This window comes from Listeria ivanovii subsp. ivanovii (genome assembly GCF_900187025.1).
Classification (GTDB): domain Bacteria; phylum Bacillota; class Bacilli; order Lactobacillales; family Listeriaceae; genus Listeria; species Listeria ivanovii.
In genome coordinates, this window is the sequence record NZ_LT906478.1 from 378,306 (window position 1) to 393,572 (window position 15,267).

General features: G+C 34.8%; 8 protein-coding genes and 1 pseudogene. All 9 read left to right on the forward strand.

All coding sequences use genetic code 11. The features are described from left to right. Window positions 1-77: 77 nt before the first annotated feature. The 9 genes and pseudogenes from CKV67_RS01840 to CKV67_RS15060 all read left to right on the forward strand — a co-directional run bounded on the left by CKV67_RS01840 (window position 78) and on the right by CKV67_RS15060 (window position 15,215). Complete coding sequence (locus CKV67_RS01840; RefSeq protein ID WP_025279743.1) at window positions 78-1,628, forward strand: amidase family protein; 1,551 nt, start codon at window positions 78-80, stop codon at window positions 1,626-1,628. Window positions 1,629-1,776: 148 nt separating this feature from the next. After that, window positions 1,777-2,001 carry a DUF2829 domain-containing protein gene (locus CKV67_RS01845; protein ID WP_014091880.1) on the forward strand — a complete coding sequence of 75 codons (225 nt, stop codon included), beginning with the start codon at window positions 1,777-1,779 and terminating at the stop codon, window positions 1,999-2,001. Continuing rightward, window positions 1,994-2,716 carry a 3-oxoacyl-ACP reductase gene (locus CKV67_RS01850; protein ID WP_014091881.1) on the forward strand — a complete coding sequence of 241 codons (723 nt, stop codon included), beginning with the start codon at window positions 1,994-1,996 and terminating at the stop codon, window positions 2,714-2,716. The genes CKV67_RS01845 and CKV67_RS01850 overlap by 8 nt, the downstream gene beginning before the upstream one ends. A gap of 97 nt (window positions 2,717-2,813) precedes the next feature. Beyond that, window positions 2,814-3,326 carry a QueT transporter family protein gene (locus CKV67_RS01855; RefSeq protein ID WP_014091882.1) on the forward strand — a complete coding sequence of 171 codons (513 nt, stop codon included), beginning with the start codon at window positions 2,814-2,816 and terminating at the stop codon, window positions 3,324-3,326. A gap of 309 nt (window positions 3,327-3,635) precedes the next feature. After that, window positions 3,636-5,183: a leucine-rich repeat domain-containing protein gene (locus tag CKV67_RS01860; RefSeq protein WP_014091883.1), complete on the forward strand. Its 1,548-nt coding sequence runs from the start codon at window positions 3,636-3,638 to the stop codon at window positions 5,181-5,183. A 1,021-nt stretch (window positions 5,184-6,204) separates the two neighbouring features. Then, window positions 6,205-8,601 (forward strand): leucine-rich repeat domain-containing protein, encoded by a 2,397-nt coding sequence (locus CKV67_RS01865; RefSeq protein WP_014091884.1) that lies wholly within the window; start codon window positions 6,205-6,207, stop codon window positions 8,599-8,601. Between the two features lie 152 nt (window positions 8,602-8,753). Then, a complete protein-coding gene (locus tag CKV67_RS01870; protein ID WP_025279744.1) occupies window positions 8,754-11,138 on the forward strand; it encodes a GW domain-containing glycosaminoglycan-binding protein in 2,385 nt (794 codons plus the stop codon). 597 nt (window positions 11,139-11,735) lie between these two features. Then, window positions 11,736-13,019: pseudogene (locus CKV67_RS15055) on the forward strand (InlB B-repeat-containing protein); the annotation flags it as partial. A 21-nt stretch (window positions 13,020-13,040) separates the two neighbouring features. Beyond that, window positions 13,041-15,215, forward strand: a complete 2,175-nt coding sequence (locus CKV67_RS15060) for an InlB B-repeat-containing protein (protein ID WP_426161179.1) — start codon at window positions 13,041-13,043, stop codon at window positions 15,213-15,215. Window positions 15,216-15,267: the final 52 nt, after the last annotated feature.

Genomic DNA, 15,267 nt, shown 5'->3' on the forward strand with positions numbered 1-15,267 from the left:
TTTTGTCACTTAAAGAAAGGGTGATTATTCGCAAAAATGCTACAATTAAACATAACAACATATCAGAGGAGGTAACTATGAAGAAAATAATTATTAGTATAGTAATTATTTTGGCAATTGCTATTGGTGGATTTTATATATATAACTATTTTTTCCAGACAGAGAAGAAAATTGATACACAAGTATATGATGAAGAACGGGTTTTAAAACCAATCGAAGAACAACTTAAAATGCTCGATGAAGAAATTTTGAAAGAAAAAGAGAATTTGATTGTCGGTAAAAGTGTTAGTGAAATACAGGAATTAATACAAAAGAAAGAAATAAACTATCAAGAATTAGTAGGATGTTATTTACTCAGAATTAAAAATTATGATCAAAATGGTTCGAAAATAAATTCGATTACAGAAATTAACCCTAATGCTGTAAAAGAAGCAATAGAACTAGATAAGAAAGCAGCACCTAAGGACCAATCGTTATACGGAATTCCGGTATTGTTGAAGGATAACATTGGTACAGAAACAATGGCAACAAGTTCTGGGTCTGTTGCGCTGAAGGATTGGGTCGTTGGTAAAGACGCGAAACTAGTTAGTAATTTAAAATCACAAGGAGCAATTATCCTAGGGAAAAATAACATGTCAGAATGGGCAAATTACTTGGATCAGGCTGTTCCAAATGGTTACTCAGGTAAAAAAGGACAAGTTTTAAACCCATATAATAAAAAAGTAGATCCTTTAGGTTCTAGTACTGGTTCGGCAGCATCAGTTACAAGTGATTTTGCTACTTTATCAGTTGGAACGGAAGCAAATGGCTCCATTATAGCTCCTAGTCATGTTCAGTCAGTTGTTGGCTTTAAACCAACACGAGGAGTGGTTTCTACAGAAGGAATCATCCCACTTTCTAGTCATTTAGATACACCAGGTCCAATTACAAAAACAGTGGCGGATGCGGCTCTCCTTTTCCGAAGTATCAAGGAAGATAGTAAAGAGATTGCTTTAAATGAAAATGGATTGAAAAATAAACGAATTGGTGTGGTTTTTGGGAAGGATGATATCAACCAAGATATTATGAAGCAAGCTAAAGGAGACTTAAAAGCAGCGGGAGCAACTTTAGTAACAGATGTATCTATACCTGAAGAAACAGATGAGGAATTTAAGTTATTTGGACAAGTACTTTCAAACGACTTCAAATATGATTTAAATGCTTTTTTAGCAGAAAATAACGCTCCACAAAAGGATCTATCTACCATTATCGAGTTTAATAAAAAAGATGAAAAACGAAACGTAAAATATGGTCAAAGTACGATTATAAAAGCAGATGATGAAAAATCAACTAAAGAAGAGCGCGACGAGACTGCTAAAAAAGTGATTACAGCTTCAAAGGAAAAATTAGAAAAAATATTTGCGGATAAAAACTTAGACGCAATAATCATGTTAGATAGTGATTATCTTAGCAAACCTTCAACTGCAGGATATCCGCTACTTACTGTTCCAGCGGGTTATGGTGATAAGAATCAACCAGTTGGCTTAACGTTTGTCGCACAAAGTAACCAAGATATCGAGCTGCTTTCTATGGGATTAAATTATGAAATTACAACAAAACACAGAATAGCACCAGAATTAAAAAAATGATGAAAAAGATTAGAGGTAACGATAAAAGTTATCTCTAATCTTTTTTGTATTAGATGGAAATTTTTGCTTGTTAAAAAAAGTAACTTGTTATAAAATTTGGTGGCGAAGTTTCGTAAATGAAAATTTTTTGAGAATAGGAGTTAGAAAGTTGACGTTTGAAGAAATTTTACCACTTATAAAAGCGAACAAGAAGGTAATTCGAACTGGCTTTACAGGGAATGAAAAGCATGTTTGTCTGGTTGAAAAAGCCAAGTTTCAAGATGGGGACGTATTACCACATTTTCTCATTTATGTAGATGGAGAGGGATATTCTATATATGTGCCGACAATATGTGACTTGTTAGCAGAGGATTGGAAAGAAGTAGATGATTAAAAATAAAAGAGTGTTTATTACAGGGACTTCTTCTGGTATCGGGCTTGAACAAACAAAACTTTTTTTAAAAGAAGGAGCAGTAGTGTTTGGAATGGATATTCAGCCAACTTTTATGGAGCATCGGAATTTCCATTTTATTAAAGGTGATGTAAGAAATAAAGAAGATATAAAAAATGCAGTTCAATATGCTAGTGATGGAGGGAACATTGAAATTCTGGTCCACACAGCTGGAGTATTAGACGACTATAAGCCAGCATTAGAAGTAAATGAAACGGATTTTGATTATATCATGGATACAAATTTTAAAAGTCTACATTATTTAACGCAAGAAGTTCTAAAAATAATGATTGAAAATAGAAAAGGGATTATTATTACAATGGCCTCTATAGCTGGTCTAGTCGCAGGTGGAGGCGGGGCAGCTTATACAGCTTCAAAGCATGCAGTTATTGGTTATACAAAACAATTAGCCTATGATTATGCCGCATATGGAATAAGAGTAAATGGCATTGCTCCAGGTGCTATTCGTACAAAAATGAATAAAAAAGACTTTGAAGGTGATGGGGAGATAGCTCAGCAAGTAGCAGATGAAACGCCTGTTGGAAGATGGGGAGAAGCTGAAGAAGTTGCAAAAGTCACCTTATTTTTAGCAAGTGAAGGAGCATCTTATATACAGGGAGCAATTATTCCTGTAGACGGTGGTTGGATTATTAAATAAATATGTAAACTTTGATACTTCAGTGGATATTTGGTTATCCCATCCTTTGATCAAAGTTATTAGTAAAATAGTTTTCTATTTTATAAAGGAGAAAAAAATGTATAAAACCAAAAGCAATTATCAAGTTATAGAGTTAGCTCAGATGGCACTGGTAACAAGTTTATATATAGTAGTAACTTTGCTGTTGAATCCTATCAGCTATGGAGCAATCCAACTACGAATATCCGAAATGTTTACCTTATTAGTAGTTTTTGATAAGAAATATATTTGGAGTATAACTATGGGAGTCGTAATTTCTAACTTATATTCTCCATTAGGTGTTATAGATGCTTTTGTAGGAGGTGGATCTAGTTTTTTTGCTCTAGCGCTAACTTTCATGATTACAGCAAGCATAAAAAGGTTGATAATAAAATTAATCGTAGCGAGTTTTATTGTGAGTTTAACTATGTTTACGGTGGCTGCAGAATTAAAATGGGTACTAGGATTTCCATTTTTAGAAACCTATTTATTTGTAGGGATAGGGGAACTATTCACGATGCTTTTAGGAACGATAATCATATTAGCTATCAATAGTAAAGTTGATTTGAAAAGAATCTTAAGCAAGAAATAGTAGAAGAATAAAACTCCAGTATACTTATTATTCCATGGTTTGCTAGCCTGAAGTAGATTAAACTAATTAGTGCCTGTTAATCTAACCCAGATTGACGGGTTTTATTTATAAAAAACAAAGCTGTTTAGATGCTTTATCAGCAGTTGTCTTATCAAAGAAATTGGCAATAGACCAATAATTCACATTCCTATTTAACTTTTGTTATAGAGTTAACACTCGTTTTTAATTATTTTTAGACTATAGACAAAGAAATGAACGGAAATTGTGTTTTCTTAGGTCTAACAATTAATAAGGGGTGTGGTGTAAACCGTGGCAAAAAAATATTGGTTAAAAAGCATACTAGCAATATTATTGGTAACAGCTGTTATTGCATTTATCAACGTAAATCATGGAACAAAAGTACAGGCAGCTGGCAATTCATGTATTACGAAGCCAACGCCTATTGAAAAAATTTTTCCAGATCCAGCTTTAGCAGAAATAATAAGGAGCTGTTTAGGAAAGCCAAGTGTAGAAGAAACAGTTTATCGGAATGAGTTAGCCAGCATTACAGAAATTAATGGGGATAAGAAAGATATAAAGTCTATCCAAGGTATGCAATATTTATCTAATTTATCCAAGTTGTCTTTAATAGATAATGAAGTAAGCAATATCGAATCTCTAAAGGGTTTAACCAAATTAAGATGCTTATCACTAGATAATAATGAAATAAGTGATATCGCTCCACTTGCGGGTTTAACCAAACTAGATATTTTAGAATTAGGTCATAATAAGATAAGTGAAATTAGTTCGCTAGCAAAGTTAACTAACATAAGATGGTTAGTGTTATCTGACAATGAAATTAGTGATATAAAGGTGCTTGCAAAATTAAAGGAATTAGAAGCATTAAACTTAAATAATAATAAAGTAAGTGATTTAAGCCCATTAAGTAACTTAATTATTTTGAACTGGTTGTTTTTAGGCGGGAATCAACTATACGATATAAGCCCTCTAAAAGGATTGTATAATCTTGTGGAATTAGATTTAACTAACCAAGCTAGCTCAAACAATCCAGTTTACTATCAAAAGCGTTTAGTTATTTCGAATAAAGTAAAAGGTGTAAACGGGAAACTGGTACATCCTGCTACGATAAGTGACGACGGAATTTACACAAAATCATTCTTAACGTGGAAAATGCCTAATTATAAACCAGAAGTAAATTATACCTTTAAGCAAGATGTGAAACTTGGAGCTGCGAAAACAATTTTTAGTGGAAAAGTAACACAACCTTTGAATAAACCGGAAGAAATTAATAATATACCGGTTGTTTCTTACGGTCATAAAAAAATAGCATCTGAAAAAATGCCAGCCCCCAAACCAAGTAAACCAACAAGGCTAAAAAAAGGATTATCTTTATCTAAACGCAATAGTGAAAAACAACTAACTTCGCATCCAGCAAAATTAACAAATGGTAACAACTATAATTTCAGAATAGATGATAGAAATGCTGGTGCTAAAAAAGCAAAAACCTTTGAACCGTTCCATATGCCAAATATTCAATATAATGGTACTTATTATGTGGTAAACGAATCAGCATTTCAATGTAATTTTTACTATCCAGCTGGAAATATGGAAATTATAAATGGAGAGCTATCCAAATTATGTACTCGATTAGGGTCCCTTTCACAAGAAAAGTGGAGCAAGGAACAACAAAAAGAGTTTACCCCGCTGTATTTTTATAACAATGTATGGATGTTACAAGGAACAGAAACTTCATGTCCAACTATGTTTTTATTAAATGACCCATATGGTAGGAAGGGCAACCGAGGTCAAAGCGTTATCCAAATACAAGTTAATTTGACAGTGCAACTAAATGTGTAACTGTAAATATAGTAGTAAAGCTGAGAAGTATTTTGAAAGAGGAGCAATAATTAATGCTACTTTTGCCTTCCGTAGGGGACGAATTCTCGGAGGATAGGTTGATTCTTAAAAATAAAATAAGATCAGGTTAAATCAAAAAGAAGTAGAGACTTAACAAAGGATCCTACTTCTTTTTGTGTTTTTTTACCTGCCAGTAAATGCAATAATGAGCAGTAGAAACTCTTGTCAGACAAAATTTCTCATTTCAAAGTATATCAAGTGGTAAATAAAAAACAGTGAAAATTTTAGTGATTTTTTGGTATTTTTCGGTTTACAACAAAAATAACTGATGTTATACTAATTTTAGTTAAATTAGAGCTATTTGTATCTAAGTAAGAATTTTAATCAAGCTGATTGAGTGAGATTTCTTTAGCAGTGGTACCTGTTGGCAATTTTAAGAGAGAAGGCGTATTTTCGTTTTGTCTTTTTTATTTGCGTGTTTTTCAATAAATCATTCATATAATTTGAAAAAGAATTACATTATTTGTATAAATATGTGTTTATTTGAGTGTAAAGGGTAGAGGTTAACATAAGTACATTCTTTTTTTGAAGTTTTATTATATTATTATTTAAATGAACATTGAGAGGGGGGATGTGGCATTCGATGATAATTAAGAAGGCGGTCTTTGAGGATATATTACGGGGTTTTGATTAGAAAAAAATAATCAAAAATATTCACAAAGAGCGGTATAATTTTATGCGATAGAATTCGAAATGGTTTATTGACTAATTAACGAGCATTGGGTTAATCCTATTTAGAAAGATATATAGATAATGCTCTAACATAGGCAACGAGGATTTATCGTTATGACTCCGTAAATAAAGTAACTACTGAATTAATAGAACAATATTACGGTAACACCATAGTATGTCAGTCAAACGAGCAAAACGGTTCCGACAGAAGATATTGCGCTGCTATATTAGAGAGCCATATACAATTAAACCTTGTATTGTTACTAACTAGTTTAAAGGAGTGTATATAGTGAGAAAAGAACAATATGTGTGGTTAAGAAGTATATTATTAGCAATTCTTGTAGGTGTTGGTGGTCTTTATGTTGCAACAAGCAATGGAACAAATGTCGAAGCAGCAACTATTTCGAATCCAACTCCTATCAATACGCTTTTCACCGACCCAGCATTAGCTGAAGTAGTGAAAACGGATCTAGGAAAAGCAACAGTATCAGATACAGTTACACAAACGGATTTAGATGGAATAACTTCTCTTGAAGCGGATAGAAAAGGTATTACATCTATTGCAGGAGTTGAATATCTAAATAATGTAACCCAATTGGATTTTAGCTACAATCAAATTACAGATTTAACTCCACTTGCTAATTTAACCAAGTTAACAAGCTTAGTAATGAATAATAACCAAATAGCAGACTTAACTCCACTTCAGAATTTAACGAGTTTAACTGAATTAACATTGTTTTACAATAAAATAACAGATGTAGCTCCTTTAGCTAATTTAACTAACTTAACGAATTTAGCAATAACTGATAATGAAATTAGTGATGTTACTCCTATTGGTAATTTAACAAATCTAGAAGGGTTATCTATTGGTAATAAAGTGACAGACATAAAACCTTTAGCTAACTTAACTAAATTAGAGCGATTGAACTTATCAAGAAATAAGATAACAGATATAAGCCCAGTAGCTAAATTAATCAATTTACAAAGCCTATCATTAGATAATAATCAATTTAGTGATTTAACACCACTTGGGATTTTAACAAATTTAACAGAGCTATCATTGTATAGCAATCATTTATCTGATATTGGTACGTTGGCTAGTTTAACGAACCTAAAGAAATTAAACTTAATGGATAATCAAATAAGTAACTTAGCTCCAATTTCAAATCTAACAAATTTGACAGATTTAAACTTATCAACCAACCAAATTAGTGATTTAAAACCGATTTCTAATTTAACCAATTTAACCGTTTTACAAGTTCCTACAAATCAACTAGAAGATATAAGTCCAATAAGCAGTTTGCCTAATTTAGAGTTTCTAACTTTATATACGAATCAAATTAGTGATTTAAGCCCGCTGGAGAATTTAACAAAACTAAAACAATTATTTTTCTACGATAATAAGGTGAGTGATGTAAGCCCTATTGCAAACTTAACTAGCTTACAAGAGCTATCGGCAGGAACGAACCAAATAAGCGACCTTACACCACTAGCTAAACTTACAAGACTTACACAGTTAGGTTTGGATAAGCAAAAAGTGACAAGCCAACCAGTGAAATATCAAAGTAACTTGGTTGTTCCAAATGCAGTGAAAAATGTAACAGGAGCACTAATTAATCCAGCAACTATAAGCGATAATGGAACTTATACAAACCCAGATATTACTTGGAATTTACCTAGTTATACAAATGAAGTAAGTTATACTTTTAATCAATCTGTGACAATTGGTAGAGGAACAGCTACTTTTAGCGGAACGGTTACACAGCCATTAAAAGCGATATTTAATGTTAAATATCATGTGAATGGAAATGAGACGGCGACAGAGGTTGAATCTGGCAATTTACTAACGGAACCAAAAGTGCCTACTAAAACAGGCTATACTTTTACAGGTTGGTTTGATGCGGAAACAGGCGGAACTAAATGGGATTTCATGACAAACAAAATGCCAACAAATGATCTTGATTTGTATGCCCAATTTACTATTAATGACTATACTGCAACGCTAAATGAAGATGGTAAAACTTCCACGCAAACAGTAAAATACCAAGAGCTACTTCAAGAACCACCAACTCCTACAAAAGAAGGCTATACCTTTAAAGGATGGTACGATGCAAAAACAGGCGGCAACAAGTGGGACTTTACAACAAGTAAAATGCCAGCCAAAGATATCACTTTATACGCGCAGTTTAGTGCTAATAGCTACACAGTAACGCTTGATGTTGATGGGAAGCAAACTAAGCAAAAAGCAGACTATCAAAGTTTAGTAAAAGAACCAAAAGTCCCAACCAAAGCAGGTTACACGTTCACAGGATGGTATGATGCAGAAAAAGGCGGTAACAAGTGGGATTTTGCAAGCGATAAAATGCCCGCAAATGATATTACTTTGTATGCGCAATTCACAAAAGATCCTGTAACTCCTCCAAATCAACCAAATAATGGAGGAAGCGGTTCAACTCCATCTGGAACTATACCTGGAAATAACACATCTAATACACAAATGGGTAATTCACAAAGCGCTACCGGTGATAACATGAGCGGATATGATCCGTACAATGCTTATAACTACCAAGGTCAAGGTACAGGACTTCCAACTACTGGTGATAGCGATAATGCAATCTATATCTTGCTAGGATTATTGTTAGTGGGCACCGCATTTGCCATCACTAAAAAGGTGCGTACCAAGTAAAAATGTAGTGTGAAAAGCTGGATGTGGCCCTAGGACCATATCCAGCTTTTTTATATTTGAAGAAAACTCTTTATAGCTACATGAATGTCTCTAAGAAAAGAAGGGTAAATTTATATTAATTGTTTCTAACTATTTATAAGGGAGAGTATGTAGTGAAAGATAGACATCATTTATGGCCGATAAACGTATTAAAAATAATTCTAGTAATCATTGTTGGTATATGGATTAATATATATAATGAAACAAAGGTAGAAGCGAAAAGTCTTGCAAAACCGGCACCGATTAATCAAATCTTCCCAGATCCAGCTTTAGCAGAGGTTATAAAAGAAAGTTTAGGAAAAAAGAAAGTATCCGACTTAGTTTCGCAAAACGACCTAAATGGTTTGTTATGGATTCAAGGCGAGGGAAAAGGTATTCAATCAATTAAAGGGCTAGAATATTTAACAAAATTAATCAATTTATTTCTAACTGACAACCAAATAGCTGATTTAAGCCCAATAAGTGAGTTAACGACTTTGAATTGGATTACTTTGGAAAGAAATAGAGTACACGACCTAACCGCTCTTACAAAATTAACCAATCTGGAATGCCTAACGATAAATAATAATCGAATAACCGATGTCAAACCACTTGCCAATTTAACAAAACTAGAAATTTTAGATATGGATAATAATCAAGTGAGCGATATCAGTGCACTTGCTAATTTAGGACAATTAGAAACTTTACGTTTGGAGCGGAATAGGGTAAGCGATATCGGTGCTTTGACTAACTTAATCAACCTAGTGACCTTAAATTTATTTCAAAATCAAGTAAGCGACATTACCCCGTTAGCGGGATTGAAAAAACTTAAACGGTTAGAAATAAATGATCAAGTTTGTACCAGTAAACCAGTCAGTTTTCAATCTAATTTTGTTGTTCCTAACATAGTGAAAAGTGTAGATGGGACTTTAGTAAAGCCAGACTACATTAGCCATAATGGGAAATATACGAATCCTAATGTAATATGGCAGTTACCCGGTTTTGTGAGGGAAGTACAATACACTTTTTATCAAAAAATAAAATATGGCAATACAAAAGCAGTTTTTAGTGGGGAAGTGAAACAACCTCTAATAGCGGAGTTTAATTTTACCTATGATGTGGATGGCAAACAAAATACTGTAAGAGCAAAAGCCGGAACATCACTTTCCCAACCGATAAGTCCAACTAAAGCTAAATATCTTTTTAATGGTTGGTTTACAGCAAAAAATGGCGGAAAAAAATGGGATTTTAAAGTAGATAAAATGCCGACAACTAATCTCACATTATTTGCCCAGTTTACTGCTAAAGAGTACGTACCAGGGATGGAGAAAGCAGTTAATCTAAGTCGTTATGTGAATGTTAGCAAGGAAAAAGCCTTTATTTATTCTATTCCAGTTGAAAAGGAGGCTAATAAAAAAGGAACATTAGCGAATCATAAGTTTAAAGCTTTGGCAATCGACCGCCAAGTAATCATTAATGGGAAAACTTGGGATAGAATTAAGAACATCGGCTGGACAAATGCCGTTAATTTATCCGCAGATCGGTATGATAAAGAACTATACAACAAAGCTATCACAGCCTATGCACGTGTGAAAAAAGCTCCTGGGAATGATGTTTGGACAAAACCGTACAATACAGCAGGTGCCAAAAAAGTGAAACCACTTTCTGCCTATGTAGGGAAAAACCTGCGAATTGTGCGAGAAGCGAAAACACCGATTACAACGTGGTATCAATTTAGTGTGAATGGGAAAGTAGTTGGTTGGGTGGACATGCGGGCACTAACCAACTTTTACCTACCTTCTATGGAAAAAGGAGCTAAATTAGTGCGATATGTTAATGTAAGTAAAGCAAACTCAGGTGTTTACGCACTACCTGTAGAAGATGCTCCTATCAAAAAAGGAACCCTGCTAAACCATAAGTTCAAGGCGTTAGCAATCGACCGCCAAGTTAAGCTTAACAATCAACTTTGGTATAGAATTAAAAATATTGGCTGGACCAACGCAGCAAATTTGTCGCTTAATAGATATGATAAAATACTACACAACAAAGCTATCACAGCCTATGCACGTGTGAAAAAAGCCCCTGGAAATGATGTTTGGACAAAACCATACAATACAGCAGGTGCCAAAAAGGTGAAACCACTTTCTGCCTATGTAGGGAAAAACCTGCGAATTGTGCGAGAAGCGAAAACACCGATTACAACGTGGTATCAATTTAGTGTGAATGGGAAAGTAGTTGGTTGGGTGGACATACGAGCATTAAACGTTTTCTATAAGCCGAATATGGAAAAAGGCGCAAAACTAACTCGTTACGTGAAAGCAGGAAAGGTTTCTGAGGGCTACTTTTCGCTTCCAGTGGCAGATGCCCCCATTAAAAAAGGAAAATTAAAGTCGTATAAAGGAAAAGCGCTTAGAATTGACCGCCAAGCAACTATTAGTGGGCAATTATGGTACAGAATAAAAAATGGTTCGAGGTTACTTGGCTGGACAAAAGCTACTAATCTTAGTGCTAGGAAATAATGGAAAGGCCCCATTTCTGAATAGTTTGGGGTCTTTTGTAGGCTGGAGATAAATTTTTAGCAGAACGGTGTGCGAATAGTTGAACATGAAAATATCTAATGCTATACTTATTAAAGATGTATAATTTGTGTGTATAGAAAAATTGCCTTTCAAAAAAATTTAATAAAAAACAAACAGAAAGCAGATTTTTAAAGAACCTAGAGGACTTGGAAGCTGTTTTTTCGTGCCGTAAAATGGATAGTAACTGATTATTGTCAAACTAGCTTAGAGTATACAAAAAATATTTGTTAATAAGTGACGGATTTGTAGAGTTTTAGGGGAATTCTTATGCTAAGTATTACGCAAAGCGAATTTTCAGGGCTATACTAACTAGAATGCTTTTTTCAAGATAAAGATAGCCTTGTTTTTAGGGAATCTTTATTTTGTTTTTTTTATTAGACATATAGTTACTTCCTTTCATTTTGTGTCTACTTTAATAAATATCCAAATTAAAAAGGAGTGTATACGGTGAAAGCGAAACGACATTTATGGCTAAAAAGTGTTTTCATAGCGATACTGTTAATTGGAAGCAGTACTTGGGTAAATATCAATCACGGCATGAAGGTCGAGGCAGCAAGTATTACACAGCCAACTCCGATTAACAAGATTTTCCCGGATCCAGCTTTAGCAGAAGTAATTAGAAGTAATTTGGGAAAAGCGAATGTAACAGATACAGTCACACAAACTGATTTGGATAGATTAACTATTCTCGCGGCAGGTGGGGCAGGAATAAAAACGATTGAGGGGGTTCAATACTTATCCAGCTTAACCAGTATTTATTTAAATGATAATCAAATTAGTGATATAAGTGAATTAGCCGATTTGACCAATCTAAATTGGCTAGTCTTGTGGGGAAATCAGATAAGTGATATAGGTCCATTAGCCAATTTAACTAACATAGGTAGGCTATATTTGAGTGATAACCAGATAAGTGACATTAGTCCATTAGCCAATTTAACCAATATAATTTGGTTGGAAGCGAATAATAATAATTTAAGCGATATAAGCGTGTTGGCGAATTTAACGAAATTAGAAAGAATTTATTTAAATAATAATGAGTTAAGTGATTTAAGTGCCTTAAAGAATTTAACTAGTTTAACAAATATAGAAGTTACAGATAATCAGATAAGTGATATAAGTCCACTGGCGAGTTTAACGAAACTACGAGACTTGAAAGTAACTAATCAAACTTTTACAAATAGCCCTATAAATTTCCAAAGTACTATCACCATTCCTAATGCAATTAAAGATGCTACTGGAGCTTTAATTGCACCTAGTACTATAAGTAATAATGGTAGCTATGCAAGTCCTGATATAACTTGGAACTTGCCTAGTTACGTAAGCGAAGTCAGTTATTCATTTAGTCAATCGGTAACTATTGGTAATGCAACTGGGACATTTAGTGGGACGATAACACAACCTTTAAATCCAGCACTATACACAGTTAGTTATCATATAGATGGGACAGAAACATCGGAACAAGTTCAAGCAGGTTCGTTATTAACTGAACCAGCTACACCGGTGAAGCCAGGACACAATTTTATCGGATGGTTCGATAAAGAAGTTGGCGGAAATAAATGGGATTTTGCAACGGATTATATGCCGGCGAATAACCTAGCTCTTTATGCGCAGTTTAACGTGGCGAGTTATACGGCAACATTTGATATCGATGGAACAACAACAACGCAAAAAGTAAACTATCAAGATTTAATCCAAGAACCGACATCTCCTACAAAAGAAGGCTATACTTTCAAAGGATGGTATGATGCAAAAACAGGCGGTAATAAGTGGGATTTCGCAACCAACAAAATGCCAGACAAAGATCTCACATTATATGCACAATTTGATCTTAATAACTATGATGTGACACTTGACTCTAATGGAACAACGACAACGCAAAAAGTAAATTACGGAGAATTAATTCCAGAGCCACCAACTCCAACGAAACCAGGCTATAGTTTCACGGGTTGGTACACTGCAAAAACGGGTGGAGATCAGTGGGACTTTGCCACAGATAAAATGCCGGCGAAGAATTTAACACTATATGCCCAATTTACCATTAATAGTTATACCGCAACGCTAGATGTCGATGGGACGACTACAACGCAAAAAGTAGACTATGATAGCTTAATTCCAGAGCCCACGTCCCCAACAAAGGAAGGTTATACATTTAAAGGATGGTATGACGCAAAAACAGGTGGCAAGAAATGGGATTTTACAGCAGACAAAATGCCAGCAAGTAATTTAACACTGTATGCTCAATTTACCATCAATAGTTATACCGCAACGCTAGATGTCGACGGGACGACTACAACACAAAAAGTAGATTATGATAGCTTAATTCAAGAACCCACGTCCCCAACAAAGGAAGGTTATACATTTAAAGGTTGGTATGATGCGAAAACAGGTGGCAAGAAATGGGACTTTACAGCAGATAAAATGCCGGCAAATAATCTAACGCTATATGCGCAATTTACGATTAATAGTTATACGGCAACACTAGATGTCGATGGAAATATCACAACGCAAAAGGTAGATTATCAAGGCTTACTAAAAGAACCAACAGAGCCAACCAAGTCGGGTTATACGTTCAAAGGTTGGTATGACGCAAAAACAGGCGGTAATAAGTGGGATTTTGCAGCCGACAAAATGCCGGCGAAAGACATCACTTTATACGCCCAATTCAGCGCAAACAGCTATACGGTAACAATGGATATTGATGGCAAAACAACGACGCAAACAGTGGGCTATAATGAATTACTTCCAGAACCACCAACACCTAAAAAAGAAGGATATAGTTTCAAAGGTTGGTATGATGCGAAAACAGGTGGTAAGAAATGGGACTTTACAGCAGATAAAATGCCGGCAAATAATCTAACGCTATATGCACAATTCACGATAAATAGTTATACGGCAACACTAGATGTCGATGGAAATATCACAACGCAAAAGGTAGATTATCAAGGCTTACTAAAAGAACCATTTGAGCCAACCAAACCAGGTTATACGTTCAAAGGTTGGTTTGACACAAAAATTGGTGGTAATAAGTGGGATTTTGCAGCCGACAAAATGCCGGCGAAAGACATCACTTTATACGCCCAATTCAGCGCAAATAGTTATACGGTAACAATGGATATTGATGGCAAAACAACGACGCAAACAGTGGGCTATAATGAGTTGCTTCCAGAACCACCAACACCTAAAAAAGAAGGATACAGCTTTAAAGGCTGGTACGATGCCGAAACAGGTGGTAAGAAATGGGACTTTACAGCGGATAAAATGCCAGAAAATGATTTAACACTATATGCGCAGTTTACAATTAATAGTTATACGGCAACACTAGAGAACGATGGGAGTACTACAACGCAAAAGGTAGATTATCAAGGCTTACTAAAAGAACCAACAGAGCCAACCAAGTCGGGTTATACTTTCAGAGGCTGGTATGATGCAAAAATAGGCGGTAACAAGTGGGATTTCACAACGGATAAAATGCCAGCGAAAGATATCACGTTATATGCGCAGTACAGCGTTAATATATACACAGCAATATTTGATGTAGATGGTAAGACAATAACGCAAAAAGTAGATTACCAAGGTTTGCTAAAAGAACCAAATGCTCCTATAAAAGCGGGTTACACATTTAAAGGGTGGTACGATGCTAAAATAGGAGGAAATGAGTGGGATTTTACAACGGATAAAATGCCAGCGAGTGATATTGTTTTATATGCCCAGTTCGCTAAGAATCCTGTAACACCTCCTACACCCGGCAAGGATACACCGCCTGCTTCAAATGTTGGCGGAAGTGATACAACTTCTTCCGTAATAATAACTGAAAGCAACAGCAACACATTAAACACACAATCAGGGAATTCAAAAAGTACAACAAGTAATATGAACACAGATGATTTTTATCATTCCCAAGGTACGGCACTTCCGACTACAGGTGACAGCGATAATGCTATATATATCCTGTTAGGGTTATTAGCATTAACGACAGCATTTGCTATCACTAAAAAAGTACGTGCTAATAAACGTTGAAATTTAGTGTGAAAAGCTGGATACGGTCTTCGGACTATATTCAGCTTTTTAT

What these genes read in the sequence shown, in the direction of transcription:
- CKV67_RS01855 (WP_014091882.1), top strand. Translation starts at nt 2,814, where the DNA reads ATGTATAAAACCAAAAGCAATTATCAAGTTATAGAGTTAGCTCAGATG.
- CKV67_RS01850 (WP_014091881.1), top strand. Translation starts at nt 1,994, where the DNA reads ATGATTAAAAATAAAAGAGTGTTTATTACAGGGACTTCTTCTGGTATC.
- CKV67_RS01840 (WP_025279743.1), top strand. Translation starts at nt 78, where the DNA reads ATGAAGAAAATAATTATTAGTATAGTAATTATTTTGGCAATTGCTATT.